The organism is Salinimonas sediminis (assembly GCF_003429285.1).
Classification (GTDB): Bacteria; Pseudomonadota; Gammaproteobacteria; order Enterobacterales; family Alteromonadaceae; genus Alteromonas; species Alteromonas indica.
On record NZ_CP031769.1, the window covers coordinates 2,665,983 to 2,688,713 of the forward strand.

At 48.0% G+C, this 22,731-nt stretch carries 15 protein-coding genes; 10 read left to right on the forward strand and 5 right to left on the reverse strand.

All coding sequences use genetic code 11. The features are described from left to right. Nucleotides 1–258: 258 nt before the first annotated feature. Nucleotides 259–1,347 carry an alkene reductase gene (locus D0Y50_RS11885; protein ID WP_117317143.1) on the forward strand — a complete coding sequence of 363 codons (1,089 nt, stop codon included), beginning with the start codon at nucleotides 259–261 and terminating at the stop codon, nucleotides 1,345–1,347. A gap of 102 nt (nucleotides 1,348–1,449) precedes the next feature. Here the strand turns inward: D0Y50_RS11885 and asd are convergent, their stop codons facing one another. Then, nucleotides 1,450–2,574: an aspartate-semialdehyde dehydrogenase gene (asd, locus tag D0Y50_RS11890; RefSeq protein WP_108567083.1), complete on the reverse strand. Its 1,125-nt coding sequence runs from the start codon at nucleotides 2,572–2,574 to the stop codon at nucleotides 1,450–1,452. 318 nt (nucleotides 2,575–2,892) lie between these two features. On the opposite strand from asd, the gene D0Y50_RS11895 reads away from it, so the two are divergent. After that, nucleotides 2,893–3,336, forward strand: a complete 444-nt coding sequence (locus D0Y50_RS11895) for a cupin domain-containing protein (RefSeq protein ID WP_117317144.1) — start codon at nucleotides 2,893–2,895, stop codon at nucleotides 3,334–3,336. A 149-nt stretch (nucleotides 3,337–3,485) separates the two neighbouring features. On the opposite strand, the gene glpD is transcribed toward D0Y50_RS11895, so the two are convergent. Both glpD and D0Y50_RS11905 read right to left on the reverse strand, forming a co-directional pair. Continuing rightward, nucleotides 3,486–5,021 carry a glycerol-3-phosphate dehydrogenase gene (glpD, locus tag D0Y50_RS11900; RefSeq protein ID WP_117317146.1) on the reverse strand — a complete coding sequence of 512 codons (1,536 nt, stop codon included), beginning with the start codon at nucleotides 5,019–5,021 and terminating at the stop codon, nucleotides 3,486–3,488. A 117-nt stretch (nucleotides 5,022–5,138) separates the two neighbouring features. Further along, entirely contained in the window at nucleotides 5,139–5,900 is a 762-nt protein-coding gene (locus D0Y50_RS11905) for a DeoR/GlpR family transcriptional regulator (protein WP_108567080.1), read from the reverse strand. Between the two features lie 154 nt (nucleotides 5,901–6,054). Here D0Y50_RS11905 and glpK point away from each other — a divergent pair, with 154 nt between their 5' ends. The 5 genes from glpK to D0Y50_RS11930 all read left to right on the forward strand — a co-directional run bounded on the left by glpK (nucleotide 6,055) and on the right by D0Y50_RS11930 (nucleotide 14,531). Continuing rightward, nucleotides 6,055–7,539 carry a glycerol kinase GlpK gene (gene glpK / locus D0Y50_RS11910; protein WP_108567265.1) on the forward strand — a complete coding sequence of 495 codons (1,485 nt, stop codon included), beginning with the start codon at nucleotides 6,055–6,057 and terminating at the stop codon, nucleotides 7,537–7,539. 314 nt (nucleotides 7,540–7,853) lie between these two features. After that, the gene (locus D0Y50_RS11915; RefSeq protein ID WP_176582482.1) at nucleotides 7,854–10,631 is read left to right on the forward strand and encodes a TonB-dependent receptor; all 2,778 of its coding nucleotides are present in this window, start codon (nucleotides 7,854–7,856) and stop codon (nucleotides 10,629–10,631) included. A 127-nt stretch (nucleotides 10,632–10,758) separates the two neighbouring features. Further along, nucleotides 10,759–12,279 carry a tryptophan halogenase family protein gene (locus D0Y50_RS11920; protein WP_117317148.1) on the forward strand — a complete coding sequence of 507 codons (1,521 nt, stop codon included), beginning with the start codon at nucleotides 10,759–10,761 and terminating at the stop codon, nucleotides 12,277–12,279. A 12-nt stretch (nucleotides 12,280–12,291) separates the two neighbouring features. Beyond that, on the forward strand, nucleotides 12,292–13,041 hold the full coding sequence (locus D0Y50_RS11925; protein ID WP_117317150.1) for a SapC family protein: 750 nt from the start codon (nucleotides 12,292–12,294) through the stop codon (nucleotides 13,039–13,041). A 23-nt stretch (nucleotides 13,042–13,064) separates the two neighbouring features. Then, nucleotides 13,065–14,531: an SLC5 family protein gene (locus tag D0Y50_RS11930; RefSeq protein ID WP_117317152.1), complete on the forward strand. Its 1,467-nt coding sequence runs from the start codon at nucleotides 13,065–13,067 to the stop codon at nucleotides 14,529–14,531. Nucleotides 14,532–14,720: 189 nt separating this feature from the next. Here the strand turns inward: D0Y50_RS11930 and D0Y50_RS11935 are convergent, their stop codons facing one another. Beyond that, nucleotides 14,721–16,679: a beta-galactosidase gene (locus tag D0Y50_RS11935; protein WP_117317154.1), complete on the reverse strand. Its 1,959-nt coding sequence runs from the start codon at nucleotides 16,677–16,679 to the stop codon at nucleotides 14,721–14,723. Between the two features lie 179 nt (nucleotides 16,680–16,858). Between D0Y50_RS11935 and D0Y50_RS11940 the strand changes: the two genes are divergently transcribed. After that, nucleotides 16,859–18,988 (forward strand): alpha-galactosidase, encoded by a 2,130-nt coding sequence (locus tag D0Y50_RS11940; RefSeq protein ID WP_117317156.1) that lies wholly within the window; start codon nucleotides 16,859–16,861, stop codon nucleotides 18,986–18,988. Between the two features lie 724 nt (nucleotides 18,989–19,712). Here D0Y50_RS11940 and D0Y50_RS11945 read toward each other — a convergent pair. After that, nucleotides 19,713–20,996, reverse strand: coding sequence for an alpha/beta hydrolase family protein (locus D0Y50_RS11945; protein ID WP_108567078.1), 1,284 nt, complete (start codon nucleotides 20,994–20,996; stop codon nucleotides 19,713–19,715). A 132-nt stretch (nucleotides 20,997–21,128) separates the two neighbouring features. Here D0Y50_RS11945 and D0Y50_RS11950 point away from each other — a divergent pair, with 132 nt between their 5' ends. Beyond that, nucleotides 21,129–21,569 (forward strand): CBS domain-containing protein, encoded by a 441-nt coding sequence (locus D0Y50_RS11950; protein WP_108567077.1) that lies wholly within the window; start codon nucleotides 21,129–21,131, stop codon nucleotides 21,567–21,569. A 397-nt stretch (nucleotides 21,570–21,966) separates the two neighbouring features. Next, on the forward strand, nucleotides 21,967–22,572 hold the full coding sequence (locus D0Y50_RS11955; RefSeq protein WP_108567076.1) for a sulfotransferase family 2 domain-containing protein: 606 nt from the start codon (nucleotides 21,967–21,969) through the stop codon (nucleotides 22,570–22,572). Nucleotides 22,573–22,731: the final 159 nt, after the last annotated feature.

Below are 22,731 nucleotides of genomic sequence, written 5' to 3' on the forward strand. Positions count from 1 at the left end.
ACACGTTGAAGCTATTCAGGTATTTTTGTAGCTTGAGCGCTGCGCAAGATTGTTAGCCCGACAGTAACTACGAATTTGGTTGTATTTTGATTACTGGTTTAAACTATTTTATGCAGAAAAGCTTATCTTTTTTTGCATACCCCATGGCAACCTGATTATTATTGCATTTATCACAAATCTCTTTTGCTTTTTTTGCTGTTAATAAGTGAAATGGTTATGCGTACACTCCGCTGTACTGAATTAAGACGGAGTTGTGTAATGAGCACATTGTTTACCCCTATAAAATTAGCCGGCATCCCCCTTAAAAACCGTATTGTTATGCCCCCAATGACCCGCTCCCGGGCTACCCAGCCCGGCGATGAAGCCAATTCCCTGATGGCTGAATATTACACCCAGCGCGCCTCTGCCGGCCTTATTATTAGCGAGGGTATGCAGGTGAGTGCGTTGGCGAAGGGTTATGCCTGGACCCCCGGCATTTATACTGCCGGCCAAATTGAGGGTTGGCGCATCGTTACAGCTGCTGTGCATAAGGCGGGCGGCACTATGTTTGCCCAGTTATGGCATGTGGGGCGGGTTTCTCACCCGGCTAATACTGACGGCCAGCAACCTGTGGCACCTTCAGCTATACAGGCTGAGGGCGTAAAAGTGTTTGTTGACTCACAAGGTGAACCCGGCTTTGTGCAGGCCGCCTTACCGCGACAAATGAACCAGCAAGATATTGATGAAGCTATCGACAGCTTTCGACAGGCTGCGCTTAATGCGCGTGAGGCTGGCTTTGACGGGATTCAACTGCATGCCGCCAATGGTTACTTAATCAACCAGTTTATGGACTCTCAAAGTAATCAGCGTACCGATCATTACGGCCATAGTGTGGAAAACCGATTGCGCTTTTTGCGGCAGATTGTGGAAGCCGTTGCCCAGGCTATCGGTGCTGAGCGCATTGGCGTACGTTTGGCACCATTGACCACCTTAAATGGTACAGTAGACGATAACCCTGAAGATACCTACGTAAAAGCAGCCGCCATGCTCAACCAGTTACACGTTGGTTACCTGCATATTGCCGAAGCCGACTGGGACGATGCCCCACAGATGCCCGTTACCTTCAAACAGGCTATTCGTGAGGTCTTTGACGGAGTACTGATTTATGCTGGCAAATACAATAAGGCCCGCGCGCAGCAGGCCATTGACGAAGGTTGGGCCGATATGATTGGGTTTGGTCGGCCTTTTGTAGCCAATCCAGATTTACCCGCGCGCTTAAAGGCCGATATACCGTTAGCGCAACATCAGCCGGACACGTTATTTGGCGGGGGCGCAGCGGGGTACACAGATTACCCCGGCGCGGTATAGCCAGCGCATTGCCCGTTGTTTACGCATCCTCGTTAAGCTCCCAAGGGGATGCGCCGTTCACCGGATTAAACGTTGCACGGCGCAGGTTATAACGTACGTAGCTTATCCGGCTGTCAGCAAGATGTTCATTACCCGGCGTAGTGGTTCTGCAGCGCCCCATAACAGCTGATCGCCCACGGTAAAGGCAGAAATATATTCAGGCCCCATGGACAACTTGCGGATGCGCCCCACCGGAATACTCAACGTTCCGGTAACCTGTGCTGGGGTAAGCTGCTGCATGGTGGCTTCACGATCATTAGGAACCACTTTCACCCATTCATTATGATCAGCCACAATACGTTCAATTTCTGCCACTGGTAGATCTTTCTTAAGCTTGATGGTTAGCGCCTGACTGTGACAACGCATGGCCCCTACCCTTACGCAAATCCCATCGATAGGAATCGGCGCGGTAGTCGTGCCCATAATTTTGTTGGCTTCTGCTTGCGCTTTGTATTCTTCGCGGCTTTGTCCAGACGGTAGCTGACTGTCAATGTAGGGAATCAGGCTGCCGGCTAACGGCACGCCAAACTCATCGCAAGGGTAATCACTGCTGCGAATAAAATCGGCCACCTGGCGGTCGATATCTAAAATAGCGGATGCCGGATCGTTAAGCTTGTCAGCAACCTGTTGATGTACAGCGCCCATTTGGTTTATCAGTTCCCGCATATGCTTAGCCCCTGAGCCCGAGGCTGCCTGATAGGTCATCGGTGAGACCCAGTCAATCAAATCCTGCTCAAAAAGGCCGCCCAGGGCCAGCAACATTAATGATACTGTACAGTTTCCTCCAACAAAGGTTTTCACCCCGCCGGCGATACCTTTATCAATTTCTGCACGGTTAACCGGGTCTAGTACGATAACCGCATCATCAGCCATCCGCAGCGCTGATGCTGCATCTATCCAATAGCCTTGCCAGCCACTGTCGCGCAATTGGGGATAAACCGCTTTGGTATAATCGCCGCCCTGGCAGGTAATAATCATATCCTGCTGGCTTAAGGCGGCAATGTCATAGGCATCTTCAAGTACGCCAGCTGGCTTGTTCGCCACCTCGGGCGCAGGCTGGCCCGTTTGTGAGGTAGTAAAAAAAGTTGGCGCTATTGCAGCGAAATCATTTTCCTGCTGCATTCGGTCCATTAGCACAGACCCCACCATACCGCGCCATCCAACAAGACCTACTTTTTTCTGTGACATAATAAAACCTAATTGTTCCTGAATATTTCAAATTTTCCCGACAACCGCTTAAGCCTGCGGGCCGGGCGACGTGGTCGTCTGTCGATTTATTTTTATTATGAGGGGCCTGAGTCTATAAATAATTAGCCGGGATGGCTAGCCTAATTTCAGCATTTCGATGCTTCTTATTTTGCTTGCAATATCTATAACATCATTGCAACATCAAACGGTTAATCTAGGCAGGCTGCCATTACGAAAATATGAATATTTATCCCCCGTAAGGGGTGTACAGCAACGTTCGTTATATATCATTCGGTGTTAAAAAAGGAGAATATCGCCATGCGTTTATTTTTACCACTTTACGGCTCAGCGTTGTTATTGATGAGTGCTGGTCTTAGCGCCGCACAACCTGACAGCCAGATTATGCCGCAAGCGGAAGCCTTTATTGAAAAAGGTGAAGGATGGGTATTTCGCCGCTATTTCAACCATGACACCCCTTCAACGCGCCAGGTTATTACCGGATCGGCTACCATTATGCCAGGGGCGGAAATTCATCCGCCCCATGAACATGCTGAAGAAGAGTATCTTATGGTAACCAAAGGTACGGGAACCTGGACCGTGAACGGCAAAGACATGGCGGCAGATACCGGTGATTTACTTTATGCCGCACCGTGGGAGCCACACGGCATCCGTAATACAGGTGACACGCCATTAGAGTTCGTGGTTTTCAAATACCATGGCAAAGGAGTACCGGTACCTGAAAAACCCGCTGGCTCTAAGTAGTCTTTAATAAGGCGGCCTGGCCCATCTTACACAGGTGCGGCGGGTAGTTAACCCCGCTACGTTAACTCTATCCTGGATGATGCGCGACGGGCGACTTTAATCTTTCGTATTCTGCACAAACAATAAACCGGCCTCGACGGGCCGGTTTGTTAGTTTACGACCCCCTGGGCGGGGGCTTCGGCCTGTGGCAGGCTACTATCACTTATATACTGATCCAATACGGCGACGTGCGCAGGATTCAAGCGAAGGCCTTGTTTGGTCCTGCGCCATAGAATATCTTCACTGCTACAGGCCCATTCATCAGCTATCAGGTAATCGACCTCTGCCTTAAATAAATGCGCACCAAAGTCGTATCCCATCTCCTTAATATCGGTTTTACCATTTAAGAAGCGCTCGCATAACCTGCCGTATTGACGGGCATATCGCTTAGCCAGTGAACGGGGAAGCCAGCCATAGTTTGCTAAGAGTTGCTCAACGTAATCACTTTGGTTGCTGAAATCACCGCCTGGTAACGGAACTTGTTTAGTCCAGGGCGCGGCCTTAATATTGAGTACTTCGGTAAGCTTATCTACCGCATGCTCGGCAAGCTTGCGGTAGGTGGTAATTTTCCCGCCAAATATATTCAAAAGTACCGGCTGGTCTGCTCCGCCCCTAACCTCGACTTTATAGTCCCGTGTAAGCTCCTGGGCCGAGGCATTTTTCTCTTCCAGTAACGGTCGTACGCCGCTGTAACTATGTACAATGTCTGCGCGGCTGATTTTGGTTTTGAAATAATCATTTACGATAGTAATAAGGTAGTCAGTCTCTTCACTGGAAATCGCAGCCTGGCGTGGGTCACCGGTATAATTTTCATCGGTTGTACCCACCAGTGAAAAGTCATTTTCGTAAGGAATAACAAATACGATACGGCCATCCTTGTTTTGCAAAATGTACGCTTCAGCACTGTCATACAACTTGGGCACAATGAAATGGCTACCCTTCACCATACGCATAGCATTCGGGTTGTCGGTATCGGCCATACGGTCGAGCAATGAAATCGCCCACGGCCCGGCTGCATTAACGATAGCGCGGGTTTTAACGGTAAACGTTTTACCTTCTGGCCCTTTTAAAGTGACTAGCCAGTGATTAGCCTGTTTCCGGGCTCCCAGGCATTCTGTGCGTACCCGAATATCAGCCCCCTTCTGCTGGGCGGCCATCGCATTTAATACCACCAGCCGCGCATCATCTACCCAACCGTCTGAATACTCAAAACAGGTGGTGATGTCGTCAATCAGGGGGCTATCGGATTGCGTCTTAAGTTTGCGCGAACCGGGCAGTACATTGCGCTTTGCTAATGAATCGTATAAAAACAAACCGATTCTGATCATCCATGCCGGGCGTAAGTGTTTTTGATGCGGTAACCGAAAGCGCAGAGGCCACATGATATGCGGGGCCTTACGAAGCAGTACTTCGCGCTCAGCCAGCGCCTCTTTCACTAAACGAAACTCATAGTGCTCAAGATAACGTAACCCACCATGAATTAACTTACTGCTGGAAGATGACGTGGCGCCTGCCAGATCCGCTTTTTCGCAAAGCATCACCTTTAAGCCGCGACCAGCGCTATCCAGCGCGACGCCGACGCCGTTTACACCACCGCCTATCACCAACACATCCGTTTGGATCTGGGCTTGTTCCTCTACCGACATTTGTGACTCCCGCTAAAGCTACCATTCGTTTACTATTTCAACGCTAATAATGCGCCAAGTCAACATAAAACGAACACATACGAACATATTCGAACCTTGCCATTCTATATAAGTGCATTAATCTGCCTGGATAAAGTGTATATTATTTTCAGCAATTATTTTTTTTATTGATGGCGGTGGCGGTTGGTCACATACCAGATAATCAAGTTGCGCAATGTTGCCCTGCTCGACCATCGCCCGGCGTTCAAATTTACTGTAGTCGGCGGCCAGAATAGTTGTTTGGGTATTTTGGATAATTGCCTGGGAGACTTTCACTTCCCGGAAGTCAAAATCAAGCAAGGCGCCATCTGCCGATATTCCACTTATCCCAATGATGCCGTAGTCCATTCTAAACTGACTAATAAAATCGCAGGTTGCTTCGCCGATAATGCCACCGTCGCGAAACCGGACCTCACCAGCGGCAATTATGACTGAAAAATCTTCTTTCGCGCTGAGCAGCGTAGCGACATGAATATTATTCGTGACCACATGCAAATTTTTATGGTTAAGCAAATGTTTAGCGATAAGCTCGGTGGTCGTGCCAATATTGATAAACAGCGAAGCGCCATCGGGAATCATTTGTGCTACGGCGCTGGCGATACGCTCTTTTACTTCACTATTTATTGCTTTGCGTTCCTGATAAGGCGTGTTTTCCCAGCTACGATTAAGCCCTGCTCCGCCGTGATACCGGCTTATCACACCCGATTGCGCCAATTGATTGAGATCCCGGCGGATGGTTTGAGGGGTAACATCACAGGTTGCAACAAGATCATCAATAGACATAAAGCCGTGCTGCTTGAGTAGGTTTAAAATAATGTCGTGGCGTTTGGTTTGATTCATGATGACTCCTGCAAAATCGAACGGGTAGTATACGATTTTTAATTCGCCGAGCCTACGATAAACCTGCGCAGGAATGTTCGTTTTCGAAAATAACCATTGTTAAATGGTTGTGAATATTGCAAACTCTAAACAAATTGCGTTTAGGAGAATGAGCTTGACTCAATATATTCTGGCGATCGATCAGGGAACCACCAGTTCCCGCAGTATTATATTTGCCGATGACGGCCGTATTGTGGCGATGGCGCAACGGGAGTTTTCACAACATTACCCGCAGGATGGCTGGGTAGAACATCAGCCCCAGGCCATCTGGGACAGTGTGGTAAGCACCCTGCACGAGGTATTCGATGCCTGTGATCTTACGGTAGACGATATTGCGACATTGGGAATAACCAATCAACGTGAAACGACCGTGGTATGGGACAAACATACCGGCCAGGAAGTCTATCCGGCAATTGTCTGGCAAGATCGACGCACCGCTGGGACGTGTCGAGCATTGGCAGAAGACGCCGAGCTGGTGGATTACATTACCCGCACTACCGGGTTGTTACTAGACCCCTACTTTTCAGCCACTAAGGTTAACTGGATATTAGATAACGTAGAAGGGGCCCGGGCTCGCGCAGCAGCCGGCGATCTGTTGTTCGGTACTATTGACACCTATCTAATCTGGCGACTTACCGGCGGGCAGTCACACAAGACCGACGCCACTAACGCTTCTCGCACCATGTTGTTTAATATTCATACCCAGCAATGGGACAGCCGCTTACTGGAGACCTTTGCTATACCGCCAGCTATGTTGCCTGATGTAATGGATTGCGCAGCAGAATTTGGCGACGTTTCTTCGGACCTGTTAGGTAAACGTATACCCATACAAGGGGTGGCCGGCGATCAACAAGCCGCCCTGGTAGGCCAGGCGTGTTTTGAAAAAGGCATGGCAAAAAGCACCTATGGTACCGGCTGCTTTATGATACTCAATACTGGTGACGAACCCCTGGTATCGAAAAACCGCCTGCTTACCACGGTGGGTTATCGCCTTAATGGCAAGGTTACCTATGCATTAGAAGGTAGCATTTTTATGGCCGGTGCCACTATTCAGTGGTTGCGGGATGGCCTGAAACTTATCGATAACGCAGCCGAAACAGAAGCCCTCGCCAAACGCGCCCGCGAAGATAACGGTATTTTCATGGTGCCGGCGTTTACCGGTTTAGGTGCACCCTATTGGGACCCGGACGCGCGAGGCGCTATTTTAGGGCTAACCCGGGATACCGGAATTAGTGAAATTGTTGCGGCTGGTTTGCAATCAGTGTGTTACCAAACTAAGGATTTGCAAAAAGCGATGGAAAGTGATGGCGCAAGGCCGGTTACCTTACGGGTAGATGGCGGAATGGCCAAGAACGACTGGGTAATGGGCTTTCTGGCCGATATTTTGGGCGCCGAGGTCAAACGCCCCACCATTACGGAAACGACAGCCGTCGGAGCGGCTTTTTTAGCCGGCCTCCAACACGGCATTTTCACTGGGGTGGATACGCTTACCCACTGCTGGCAATGTGACAGCGTGTTTACACCTCGGTTAACGAAATCGCAACGTGATACCGCTTACGAAGGTTGGAAAGCGGCTGTAGCCCGCATTCGCTGTAGCTAACACTCCCCACCTCACGAACTAAGCGCAGCCTGGCCTGCGCTTTTTTTATGCAAAAATAATTTTACAAGCTTGTCACATTTGATTTTTTTTGTGTTAGGATACGAACAATTCAGGAAAACGTTTCACCTTTTACTGAATGCCGCTTACTGTTTGTTTTATGAGCTACTATTAAAAAGCTTAGAAAAACATAAGCAAAGGCTATGTTAACGCACTAGGCATCACACCCTACCGTCTATAACAATATTGTGGTGTTTAGGTTAATAAATCCACACGGAGAGAACACTGTGATACATAAAAACAATCTCAACCAGTTCATGCCCATTGCGACGCGCACACTCCTGGGTGTTGCTATCGCCTCTGCCCTACATTCACCAATGACCTTAGCCCAGGACGACGCTACCGCAGCTGCCGATCCCAATGGCACCGTAGAGGTTATTGAAGTTCGAGGAATAGTCAGTTCATTAAAGCGCGCGATGGCCGATAAGAAAGAAGGCTTGGCAGTGTCTGATGGTATTGCAGCAGAAGACCTGGGGAAATTTCCTGACCTGAACGTAGCAGAATCCTTGCAGCGCATTACAGGTGTCTCTATTGATCGTAGTGGTGGCGAAGGTCAGCAAGTAACGGTACGCGGCTTCGGCCCGCAGTTTAACACGGTACTGGTTAACGGCCGTCAAATCGCCTCAGATGACGAAGGCCGGGCGTTTAACTTTGATGTATTGGCCGCCGACCAGATTACGGGTGCTAACATCTACAAAAGCGGGCTGGCTAGCCTGCAGTCAGGTGGCATTGGTTCTACCATCAATATTTCTACGGCCCGGCCGTTTGACTATGATGGGTTGCAGCTTGTTGGCTCGGTAAAAGGGGTATACGAAAGTCTGTCGGAAGAAACGTCCCCTCAAGCATCGTTTTTGGCTAGCAATACGTTTGCTGACGATAAGTTAGGCTTGTTGCTGGCCGTGTCGCACCAGGAACGTCAGGTACAAATTAACCGCATTCAAACGGCAGGTTGGCGCCCCGGGGTGACCTTATCTAACCGGAATGATGGCGTGATAGCCGATAATGTTTATTTCCCGCGTAACTGGGATCAAACCGTCGATCAACAAGACAGAACACGAACTAACGCTTCGCTAGTAGCGCAATACGCGCCATCGGATGAGGTCACTATTACCCTTGACGGGTTTGTGTCAAAATTTGAAATCGACTCTCAGGTTACCGACTTAGCATCATGGTTTGAACCTGACCGGGTGGGTTCAGCCACGGTTAATCCTGATACCGGCACGGCCACCCAGTTTACGCAGGAAATCGACCTGCATCAGGGTAGCGGTAACCCCGCTTCTGACTTTGTGAACAGTACCCGTAACAAACGTGATGTCACCAATGAAGGCTATGGCTTAAATGTAGACTGGCAAATTAATGATGCCCTACGGGCAAAATTTGATGTGTCGCATTCTACCGCAGAAAATGACATTGCCGGCGAAGGCAACTTTTTTGTAGTGGGTGCCATTAACAGCTATGAATTCGATGGTACAGGCAGTATCCCAACTGTTTTACACGGTGATTTAGGTAATGGCCAACTACCTGATATATCGCGTAACAGCCTGCATTATGTTGATTCGGGGAACCCCCGCGCATCCGAAGATGAAATAACCGAATACAAAGCCGACTTCACTTATCTGTCTGATTCAGAAGTATTCCGTAAAGCCGATTTCGGTATTCTTCATTCAGAACGCGAAAAATACAGCTATCAGTTTTTTGCTTCTCAATGTGCATTTTGTGGCTACGGCACTCAGGCCCCTGCCGATGAGCTCAACATTCGCCCTTTCACAGCAAATAACTATTTCGATGGCTTGATAGACACCTGGTATACGTATGACGGGGATGCTTATCTTGATTTCCTGGCTGCTGAAGGTTTTCCGGTTACGCCAACCCTTCAACCAAACCATTACACAATTAACGAAGAAGTTACGTCACTGTACGCGCAATTTGAATTTGGTTACGACATTGGCGATATGCCATTAACCATGAATGTGGGTGCCCGGTATGAAGAAACTGACGTGGATGTCTCTGCTATTCAGGCCTTTGTGCAGGATATCGTACCGACCACCGATCTGACATTGTTTGCTAACCAGTTTGCGCCTGAACAGAGTATCGCCGGCACCACGTCTTACACTAATTTGTTGCCTAGCATTAATGTGAAGCTGGAGTTGCAGGACGACATGATTCTGCGGTTCTCGCGCTATGACTCGTTGACCCGCCCTACCATGTCACAAATGTCGCCGGCCACCACGTTCGGCGAACCGCGCCGCCAGAACTTACAGGCCTCCGGCGGTAACCCGGCGCTCCAACCCTTTGAAGCGGAAAACTGGGATTTATCGTTCGAGTGGTACTACAGTGATGATTCCGTGTTCTCATTCGCAGTATTTAATAAAGAAGTTGAAAACTTTATTGTCACCTTATCAGGGGATGAGTCTTACTCAATGACCGCTCGCAGTGCAGCTGATGGCTATCGCTGTACCGCTGACGCCTGTGCCCCGGGTGTGGTACTGGACCCGTCGAACCCAGATCTTGATGTAGTGGCGTCGACTGAAGAGCTGAACGGCGAAAGTGAAGTCTACAATGTCAGCCGCCCCCAAAATGGCGAAACGGCCACGGTGAATGGTTACGAAATTGCCTTAACCCACGTATGGGAGAACGGTTTCGGCGTTACGGCCAATGCCACGGTGGTGAACAGTGATGCACAAATCTCTGGGGATACCAGCCAGTCTTTCGCATTAGAAGGTTTAGGCGACTCACAAAACCTGATCATGTTTTACGAAAGAGACGCGTTTCAGACCCGTGTAGCCTTTAATAACCGTGAAGCTTTCCTGTTTGCGCTGGATAACGGCTTTAACGGTGAGCCTACGACTACCCAAACGTATGGGCAATGGGACGTCAGTGCCAGTTATGACATCAACGAAAACCTCACCGTGTTCGTCGAAGGCATTAATGTTACCGAAGAAGAACTCACCCAGGTGGGACGCTTCGCTGACCAGATCTATTCGGTTGAAGACAACGGTTCGCGCTATGCGGTTGGCTTACGCGGAACATTTTAAGCGTTAACACCCTATATTATGGCGGGCTCCGGCCTGCCATTTATCCATAGGTTTAATGGCTATGCAGTTGAATTTATGGATAAATGTATTCTACCCACAATGATAACGAATAAGCATTATGGCACACATGGCACAAACACCCTCTAAACAACGGATCGTCATTGTTGGCGGCGGCTCTGCAGGTTGGCTAACGGCCGCCATCGTAGCGGCGAAACACAATATTGCAAAGGGCCAGTGTGGGGTGGATATCGTTTTAATAGAGGCAAGCGATATTCCTACAGTAGGTGTAGGTGAAGGCACCTGGCCAACCATGCGCAATACTCTCAGTGAAATTGGTTTATCCGAAAAAGAGGTGTTTCGGCGCTGTCATGCAGCCTTTAAACAAGGCGGCAAATTTGTTAACTGGGTCACCGGCAATGATGCCTATTATCATCCGTTTACCGTGCCGCTGGGGTATGGCCGGATTGAGCTTGCCCCGTACCTTGAAGACATCACCGAATTTGCTAATGCCAGCAATTTTCAGCAGCACGTTTGCGAACATAATTTGGCGCCCCGCGCACTAAGTGAAAATGAGTACAGTAGTGCGCAGTCAAACTATGCCTACCATCTTGATGCTGGTGAATTTGCTACGTTGTTAAAAGAACATTGTCTTGAAAACCTCGCAGTGGTGCATCAGGTAGCTACCGTTGAGGAAGTTAATGTAGAGGCTAGCGGGCATATTGCCCAGCTAATCTTGAATGATGGCTCCGTAGTGGAAGCTGATTTATTCGTCGACTGCTCGGGGTTTCGCGCCCGGTTGTTGGGAGAAGCCCTGGGGTCGCCATTAACCCGTACCGATAACGTACTATTTAACAATGCCGCGTTGGCGCTACATGTTCCCTATGAATGCGATTATGAAATTAAACCTTATACCCAAGCTACCGCTCAGGAGGCGGGCTGGATATGGGATATCGGGTTGTCTTCGCGCCGTGGCGTTGGGCACGTCTACTCTACAGACTTTACGGATGATGATGCCGCAGAAACGCTATTGCGTAATTATGTTGGCGATACTCAAGGCAACCTTTGCGCGCGGGTCATTAAGTTCGACTCAGGTTATCGAAAAACCGTCTGGAAGGGTAATTGTGTAGGCGTAGGTTTAGCGGCTGGCTTTGTTGAGCCATTGGAAGCCACAGCATTAATGCTGATAGAAATTTCTGCCCGTTATATTGCCGAGCAAATCCCCGCCCCTTCCAGTGCAATGCCTATTATCAGTGAACGTTTTAACCAGCAAATGCAATATCGCTGGCAGCGCATTATCGACTTCTTAAAGCTTCACTATATTTTCAATCAGCGCAGCGAACCGTACTGGCAAGCCAACCGTGAAGCGGCCTCTATTCCAGAAAGCCTGCGCCAGGACCTTGCCATATGGCAATACCGAGGCCCCCAGATTTCTGATTTTTCTGCTGCTATTGAATTATTTCCGGCCGCCAGTTACCAGTATGTGTTGTATGGGATGGGTTTCTCGCCCGATTTTTCTTTGCACGGTCACCGCCATACACAGAGCGCAATGGCGCAGTCGGTCATTAAACAAAACCAGCTAATCACCGAGCAAAAACTCACTAACCTGCCCAACCATCGCGATTATATAGCGCAATGGCTGGCCAGCTAACGGATACCCACAATGTCTGATTATGAAGTGCTTGAACCGTCCCGCCACGCCCAGTTGCGTATAGACGAGCAGCAGCGAACACAACTTTTTACCCAGCGGCATATGGTCAATATTGAGTTAAAAGAAGCGGTTCAGGCAGCCGCTGATTTTCCTTTGTTTATCAGTAAAGTCGCTGATAACTCACGTTGGGCAATTTCTGCTTTATGTGGTTTAGCCCCGGGTGAGAATGTGTACGTAGATAACCTGCAATGGCAGGCTCAGTACACGCCTTTATGCCTGCAAACCCTCCCCTTTATTATGCACAGACAAGACAGCACAAGCGATCCTGTGGTACTGCTCGATAGCCGCTCACCGGTGTTGTCTGCCACCCATGGCGAGCCATTATATTTAACCTCCGGCCGTCCTACCGCTTATTTGAATAATAAGACGAAGCTATTGAAAGATCGGGTAGCCGCGATGGAGCAAACCGCACTGTTATTACAGCAGCTTGCTGATTTAGCGCTATTTCGCCCCTTGGATCTGGTTCTGCAGTTTCGGGACGAAAGCCAACAGCGGGTAAGTGGCTTATTTGGCATTGATGAGCAAGCATTACACGCCCTTAGTGGTGACCAATTACAAGCGCTTAACGCCAATAATACGTTAGCTGCACTGTTCAACATTCTTGGCTCAGTATTTCAGGTTAACCAACTCATTCGCCTGCACAACAGCAAATTTGCTGACCGTGCCATTAATAATATTAAGCTTGAAACCATCAAGCAATAACCTACCGCGTAAGGAGCAAGTCAATGCCGTCCAGCACTATCCAGGTGTCTGTTTTTGTTTTCGTCACCGCCCTTATCGGCTTTTTAACCTATTTAAGTTGCCGCGGCCAAAACCGTAACGCCAGTAACCAGAACCGTGAGTACTTTCTGGCTGGCGGCGGTTTAGCCTGGTATTTTGTGGCTGGCAGTATCACCCTGACCAATCTGAGTACCGACCAGCTCGTGGGGATGAACGGCAACCAAATGGCCTTGTTGGCGCTGTGGGAATTTTCGGCGGTAGTGGGCCTGTTCGTATTAGCCAAAGTGTTTTTACCGGTGTACTACCGGTTTAAATGTACCACTACCACCCAACTACTCGAACAGCGTTATCACAACAAACATATACGCGCGGTCATCAGCACCCTGTTCTTTTTAGGTAGCGCATTAATATTTTGTCCCGCGGTCATTTATTCGGGCGCTCTATTTATGCAGTCCATGTTCAACGTTGAACTGCCCATTATGTATATTTCCGTTATCTTTATTATTGTCGGCGCGCTTTATGCTATTTTCGGCGGGCTGCGGGCGGTAGCAGTGTCTGATACATATTCAGGTGTGCTGCTGCTGACAATGGCGGTAGTGGTGGTAATTCTGGCCTTGCAGGCTATCGACTTTAACTTCGACGGTATTCCCGCGGAGCGACTTACCTTAATTGGTGATGATGAATCGCCTATTCCATGGCACACCCTGTTAACTGGTATGATTTTTATCCAGATGTTTTACTGGGGTACCAACCAGGTTATTACCCAACGTGCTATGGCTGCGCCGTCCCTTAAAGAAGCGCAAAAAGGGGTGTTTGCGGCGGCGGGGATCCGGTTATTAATTGTACCTTCTATTATCGTTATACCCGGTATTGTGTCGTATAAATTGTTCGGCGATGTAGGCGATAGTGCGTACGGCCGAATTGTAGCCGAATTATTACCAGACTGGTTATCAGGAATATTTGCTGCCGCGATGGCGGCCGCAGTGCTCACTACCTTTAACAGTAATCTGAACTCAGCCACCGCACTTTATGTGTGCGATATTCATGAAGCCTACGTCAATAAGGTGCCTAACGTTCCGGTGTTAAGTGGATTCGTTACAGTTGTACTGTGTTTGGTCTCACTGGCGCTTATTCCGGTTTATCAACAGGCAGAAAGCATTATTAATTTGATTCAGGAATTGTACGGGCTACTGAGTATGCCAATACTCTCAGTATTTGTGGTGGGCTTGTTGTTCAAAAATGTTAATGCCAACGCGGCAATTGGAGCGGTGATATTTGGGGTGGCACTGTACGCCTCCATGGCGTTCAAATTCTCTCCCTTGTACGCGCCATTTGGCTTACATTATATTCACTTGATGTTTGTTACCTTGATTGCGTGCGTGTCGTTTGCGCTGATTGTTAATCGTGTGGTTTATAAACAGAAAGCCGAGTTTTCGCTGGCAATTAATGCCGATGATGAAGCAACGGCCTAAAGCCGGCCACGAACCCGGGTGCCCGCTAGTGCTAGCGGGCATGGTTTACCCGGTTACACCCTAGGCGTACAAGCCAGGATAGTGTAAACGCTCTGAATACAGTCACCTACCCTTTGACTTTATTCCAGAGCAATAAAAAGACCGGGCCAACTAAAGTGGGCCCGGTCTTTTGCTATTGAGTACTCTGCATCAGCGTTTGGTAATGGCGTAGCCGTAAGCTGATAATTCGTTACTTCCAACAATAAATTCTTTATCTTCAAAGCCGTCTATACGCACCGGTTCCCCGGCATAATTGAACAGGAAGCGATAGTCCCCACGCTCCGCTGTGCGCACATCTTCAGGTAGAATGAAAGTGGTTATACCTTGCTCGGCGGCCAGCTTACCTAACAGGCTTTTAGTAAAATCAACGCAGCCTAGCGTGGCAACATAGACCAGATTGTTATGGCGGACAACCGCTGGCTTGCCATTTTCATACTGGGCCATAACCTCAGTATTTTCTTCAACGCCTAGTTCTTCACGCCAACGATTACTGTGGAACGTTTCACCTTCAAAATGCAGTGTTTCGCTGATATCTTCTCGCAGTGTTTCCACGGACAATACCTTGATTGGCATTAACGATTGCAGCTTGCCTGGGCCGAGGTTGCGCGGATATTGAAACTCCTCGGTCTTAGCGCCACTGCGCGGCCCAAATACCACAGTGGCATTGGTCGCCTTACAATTGGCGATAAACGTATCGCTAATAATTGGCATAGTCGGCACGACCACTAAATCAAAATCCTGCAAACTGTGATCTGGCGAGACAAAAGCCACATTGAGGCCGAGTAGGCGCAGCGCATGATAGTACTCAAATTCTACTTTCTCGTGATGATAGCTTTGGCCCTGTTGTTCAATTTCACTAACCCATTGGTTCGTGGTAGTACTGACCATCGCTACCCGGTAATGCAAGGGATCGTTTAGCTCGATATTCAATTTATCAAGCTCAGCTTTAACTTGTTGTACTTCTGGGTAGGCAGCAGAAGGAGAATTATCTACCCGTTTTAATCCGGCGTGCATCTGTTCTTGGGCGAAGGCCGCCTGGCGCCAGCGAAAATAACACACCGTGTCGGCGCCATGGGCAAAAGCAACCCAGGACCAAAGCGCGATCATGCCTGGCTCTGGCCGCGGATTATGGACTGCCCAGTTTACCGGCCCTGGCTGTTGTTCCATAATCCAGAAATTCTGTTGGCACAGGCCCCGTGTTTGATCAAAATAATAGCTTGAAAAATCGGGATGACCGGTGCGCATATAGCGTTTAAATTGGGCTGTGTCGGCACCGGCAAAAAATAAATCGGTGCGCCCCAAAGGATAATTATCAAAACTGGCAAAATCTAAATTTCTGGCCAACGCATAGTTGTCGGTTTGGGTGTCGGACATGGGTATAAAATTGTGGGTAACAAAGCGTCCGGGCGCATGCTGGCGGATAATATCCACCATTTCATCATGAAACTTGATGACCTGGTCCGACGAGAAGCGCCGAAATGCCAGTGAGTGTGAAGGATTGGCTTCTGTGACCGCAAAATAAGGCACATCGATACTATCAAAAGAGGGGTATTCCATAGACCAAAACACATTGCCCCACGCTTCATTAAGCGTTTCAATGCTTCCATACCGTGCCTCGCACCAACGTTGAAATGCCGCAAGCGCTGAGTCCGAAGCGCTGGGCGTGGTGTCGTGACAGGCTAATTCGTTGTCGGTTTGCCAGCCGACTATGGCAGGATGCGTGCCATAGCGTTCGGCCAGCACGGCACTAATACGCATGGCTTCGCGGCGGTAATCTTCACTGGAAAAGTCATAATGACGGCGCGAACCAAACCCGCGTACCAATCCGGTGTTCACATCCACCGCTAACATGTCGGGGTATTGCTCTACCAGCCAACGTGGAGGGGTCGCCGTAGGCGTACACATAATGACCTTAAGACCTTCAGCGGCTAAGGTATCAATAGCCCGGTCAAGCCACTCAAATGTGTAGTTACCGGCGGTGGGCTCTAAACGTGACCAGGCAAATTCCGCAATACGCACATAAGTAAGCCTAAGTTCGCGCATTTCTTTGGCGTCCTGAGCCCACTGCGACTCGGCCCAGTGTTCTGGGTAATAACAAATTCCTAACATCTTGCCTCCAAACCGAACTGATCTGTTTTAAATTAACCTGAGTCACGTTATCATAACATTAAGTAAAACGTTTAACCTACTTTGACGCGACGTAATAGCAGGCTTAGTGTATTTAACTGTTGTCGGTATTAATAGTCGTGAGCGAATTTTTAACATTAGATTAATAGTAAGAGGCTCCTATGACCGCACTGCCCGCATTTGTTACGTTACATAACGCCCATACTACCCTTGTTTTTGAGTGTAAAGGCCGCGTGCCTACCTTGTTGTATCACGGCAAGCCTTTACAGGCAGGCACTACGCCGCAAATGTTAGCAGGGTTAAGCACGCGTCAGGAGGCCAAGTGTGCGCCGGTCATTGAACCACCTGTGGCGCTGGTTCCCACCCACGGCGAAGGATTCACTGGCGCCCCGGGGCTAGAAGTATCAGGAGAGGCAGATATCTGGGCGGCCGGCTTTAGCCTTACCCAGGTTAACAGTGATGAACTACAGGCCACCTTTACGCTGCAGGATGAATCACGCGGGCTGGCGCTGATTATTTCAGTGGTGCTTGATGCGCAAACCAGTGTATGTACCTTCCAAACGCAATTAACTAACCATAGCCGGCAGGCAGTTAATTTACATTACCTTAACGCCGCCACCCTGGAATTGCCTGCTAGCGTGTCGGCTATTCGCGGCTTTGAAGGACGATGGTCGAACGAATTCCAAACCCAGGATCATGACTTATTTATGGGTAGTTATGTAAGAGAGAACCGGCGCGGAAAAACATCTCACGACTGTTTTCCTGGCCTTATTGCCTATGCTAAGCACAGTGATGAACAAAGCGGACAGTGCTATGGCTACCATTTAGGGGCCTCGGCTAATCATAAGCTACGCGCAGAGTTGATGGCTGACGGCCGGCGCTACGTCCAGTTTGGTGAACTTTTATTGCCCGGCGAAGTGGTATTACAACGCGGTGAAAGCTATCAAAGCCCGGTGCTGTACGCCGCTTATTCGCCTCAGGGCTTTTCATTACTATCGCAACAGTTTCATCGTTATATTCGAAGCAATATATTAACCCATTCAGCACAATCTGCCCCACGGCCTGTGCACTACAATACCTGGGAAGGTATTTACTTTGATCATGACGAGAAAACCTTAAAAGCCCTAGCAGACGCCGTCGCGCCTTTGGGAATTGAGCGTTTTGTACTGGATGATGGCTGGTTTAAGGGCCGGCGTAACGACAAAGCAGGTTTAGGCGATTGGACCGTAGATAAAACAATTTATCCTCAAGGCTTAGGCAGTTTAATTGACCATGTTACCGATTTGGGCATGGAGTTTGGTATCTGGTTTGAACCGGAAATGGTTAATCCTGACTCTGATTTGTATCGCGCGCACCCGGAGTTGGCGCTGCATACGGCTAAAAATCCGCAAGTGCCCTTTCGAAATCAGTTTGTTCTGGATTTAACCAATCCTGAGGTAGTGACATACTTGTTCAAGGTTATTGACGATGTTTTGTCCACCTATCCCAAAATACGTTATATAAAATGGGATATGAACCGTGACGTAAATCATCCGGGTAATCACCTCGGCAAACCCGCGATGCACGGCCAGATTGAAGCATTGTATAGCTTGATTGATAAGGTTAAAGCAGCCCATCCTCACCTTGAAATCGAAAGCTGTTGTTCCGGTGGTGGCCGGGTCGATCTGGGTATATTGAACCATACGGACCGCTTCTGGACCTCGGATTCCAACGATGCTTTAGACCGTTTGTATATTCAGCGCGGATGTTCGTTTTTCTTTCCCAGTGAGGTAATGGGAGCGCATGTAGGCCCACGCCACTGCCATATCACTGGCCGGCACTTACCGATTGAGCTGCGCGCTGCGGTAGCAATGTTCGGCCATATGGGAATTGAGATGGACCCGCGCGAGCTTACCGAACATGAACGGCAGGTGCTGACCAATGCAATTACCTTGTATAAATCTTACCGTGAGCTTATACATAGCGGTGATGTGTTCAGAAGTGATGACGACGGACTAAATGTCAGTTTTGGTTATGTATCGAAAGACAAAAGCCAGGGCATATTTTCCTACAACAGTATTAAAGAAACACCGCGTACTACCCCTGGACGATTCTATTTTCACGGCTTAGATCCCGAAAAGCAGTATCGTTTAACGCGGGTATGGCCAGAAACATTAAAAGAATATTCGGGATCAGTACTACAAGCGGTTGAAGGGCAAGTCTTCAGCGCCCAGGCGCTGGCGGAACATGGCATGCAACTACCAGTGCTATTTCCTCAAACCTGCCTTATTTATACCGTTACCGAAGTCTGACACACGCTAGCCGCTGTGCAGCTTGTACCTAACCCGCCAATCTTGGGTTAATGAAGGTATTTGTGAGGCACCCACTACAACACGCCTCATGGGTGTCTTATCAAGGGATTGAAGGGACACCCACTCCAACAAGACTCCTGGGTGTCTTACCCGCAATCTTATTTTTGGGTGGCTGTCCTGCTAAAGAATTAGTAAGACACCCATAGGAATTTACATGAGATTGAAGGGACCCCCTCTACAACAAATCTCATGGGTGTCTTACCAACAATCTTATATTTGGGTGGCTGTCCTGCTAAAGAATTAGTAAGGTATTTGTGAGACACCCACTACAACAAGACTCATGGGTGTCTTACCCACAATCTTATTTTTGGGTGGCTGTCCTGCTAAAGAATTAGTAAGACACCCATAGGAATTTACATGAGATTGAAGCGACCCCTCTACAACAAATCTCATGGGTGTCTTACCAACAATCTTATATTTGGGTGGCTGTCCTGCTAAAGAGTTAGTAAGACACCCATAGGAATTTACATGAGATTGAAGGGACACCCTCTACAACAAATCTCATGGGTGTCTTACCAACCATCTTACCAACCAACTCATCAATCAACTTAAGCTCGGGTAGCGGTCTTGCTAAAGTCCGATAACATGTTTACAGGTTATCGCCATCAAATTCTGCTACCTGGTTATTTCAACCATTTAGCAGGAGGGGCCTACATTAAAAGAGTTACTTGCTGTCCATCCTTAACCCCAGACCATAGCGCTTATTGAAGCCTGGCCATGCTGGTGTAGTTTTTCCTTCTGCGTCTACCTCATTACTATTTCCCTGTACTGCCAGGTACTTACATGATTGCTTTTGGTCTTTAAGGTAACAGTTCATTTGTGCTAACGAAAAGTGGCGAACAATATTATTTAATGCCTGAGTTTGCCACGCTGGCTCATAGTAGTGACCAAGGTCCAGCTCGTGGTTGTAGGCTTCAGCTGGCGCAGGATGCCCTGCAATATTATGCCGCGCATTATCTATCGTTAGTAATTTTGTCTGATTGTTCTGAGTTTGTTTATACAGCCACGTGACCCCGTCGTAGCCAGAAATATCATCGAATTCCCCTACCACGTAAAGTATCGGAACAGCTATGTTGTTTAGTGATTTAGGTGAAAAAAGCTGATGCTGCCCGCCCCAAGGTGCTAAAGCTACTACCGCCGCCCAACGCCCATCAGGCTCAGTTTGGTTACCACCACTACAGGTATTCAATTTTTTAGCAATGCCGGCTGCGGTCTTGGCATCCGTCACCCCAGTAAACGTCGCTACGCTCTGTTGGTCAAAAGCATAGCAACCGCCCGCCGTGGCTACTGCACCATAACCACCCATTGAATAACCAATTAAACCTACCTTGCTATCATCTATAACAGCACTGAACTGAGTATGCTCAGTTAGTGCCTCTAAGACGAACTGTTGATCCCGCGAACGGTTATATAAGGTACTGGGAAAGCCAGCGTAAGGGGATTCCTGTATATTTATGTCCTGATTTGTTGAATCAGTATGGTCGATAGCTGCGACCACATATCCATGACTGGCCAGATGTTCTGCCAGGTAATACATAAGATGTCGATAGCCCGTGTAACCGTGGGATAAAATAATGAGAGGGTACGAGCCTTTGGCTGGCTCGCTATCCCGGCTAGCGCTACCTATAATGGAAAACGGTGTGTGGCTACGCATTACATTTTCGTATAAAGCAGGTTCACCTTGCTGACTCGCTGGATACCATACCTCAAGTACCAGTTCGCGAGGCTTTTGCTCTTTTTCGAATAACGGATAATGGGCTTTATTTACAACCGTAATAGTACGCACAGCTACTGGCCATTTTCCCGCTTTACTTAATGCTGGGATGACCTCGTCTGGTAGGGGCGAATAAAGCCTTTGGGCTTCACCAACTGGATTTCCAATGGCACAGGTACTTATCAATAACAACAATATCGCCGAAACTTTATTTATAGGGTTAAACGTTTTCATTATGAAGTTTATTGTAGTTGTTAAAAATTTGATATTAGCACGTGATCAAGCATATGACGTACGAAATTCAACCTCCCTGGAATTTAAACGCTATACTTTCAGTAGGTTTGTTGATTTTTTAAGCTGACCTTAATGCATATTGAACACATCATGTCCGTCAAATTAGTCACTGTTAACATGGATGACAATTTTGCGACTATTCAGGAGCTGTTTGAAAAAACTGGCTTCCGTCATTTGCTGGTTGTAGAAAGTCACCGCCTTACAGGGGTAATTTCAGATCGCGACTTGCTGCGGACCATCAGTCCATTCCTGAACACGCCAGGTGAAAGGCGTTGCGACCGGGCCACGTTACATCGCCGGGCGCATCAAATTATGGCACGTAATCTGATTACAATTACCGGTGAAGTCTCAGTATCTCACGCGCTACATTTGTTCAACTCTCATAAAATATCCTGCCTCCCCGTTATTGACGTCAACGCCTGCCCTATCGGTATTGTGTCATGGCGGGATATCATGAGGTACCTTGAACTGCGAATCCGAGGAAACCGTGGACTGGGTACACCTGCCCGGTAGCGCCCCAATTGTACCGCGGAGGGTAGGTATGGAATATGCGTATTACATTGTTTTATAAGTTTTCTTTTTTACTCCGTTCTTTCTCAACAGAGTCTGGTAAATTGTGTTGCTATTATACTTAGCGCCACAGGGAGTGAGCGCCATTCGAATCCTCCTGCCTGGTGGTTGCAATTTGATGTTTCTCATTTAATTCACGCATCTTAGCAGCGTTTTAAATATTGAGTGTTGCGGTTAAAACTGCGATATTGAAGGTTGTTAAAACACGCTAGGTTATTGTGAGTTTTCAGCACGTCGCGCGTACCTATGAAGTCGATATCGTTACGCACGATATCGACTTTGGGATATTAATTTTTGATATGCCGCAATAAGTTATCAGCTAAAGGAAATAATAGCGTCAATGTCTTCAATTGTAGAAAAAGCTAAACAAAGAATCTATTCGCTTAAGCATCGCCATCTTGATGACTTTGTTTTTATACATATAAACAAAACAGGCGGAAGCAGTGTTGAAAAGGCGCTTAACTTACCTTTCGAACATAAAACCGCGCGGGAAAAAATTGCTGAAATAGGCCGGGAAAGCTGGAACAAAAAACTGTCGTTTACCGTGGTTAGAAATCCATTCGATAAGGTGGTTTCTCACTACCACTATCGTATAAAAACCAACCAGACTCAATTGGGCGATAAACCCATAGGGTTTACCGAATGGGTGGAGCTTGCTTATAAAGACAAAAATCCAGCCTATCACGACAAACCTAAAATGTTTATGCCACAAACAGAGTGGATTAACGATGAAAACGGCGCGGTGGTAGTTAACGAGATTATTTATTTTGAAAATTTAAACGGCGACTTTAATAACGTACTGCAGAAGATAGGTAAAAACACCAGCCTGCCTCATGTAAAAAAATCTAACCACAAAAATTACAAGCAATATTACGATCAAGCTACCATAGACATTGTGGCAGCGCATTTTGCGCCGGATTTAGAAATGTTTAACTATAGCTTTTGAGCAGTTGGCGTTTAGTAGCCTCACGTTAACAGCTAGCTCTACCCTGGTCTTCTTTAGTGTTTTTACGGCTTAACCTTCTGAAGCTTTTCACCGTGCAGAACAGCTAGCCCAACACTTACGGGTGTTTTTTATAGCTAGCTAATTTGGTTAACAGGTTGG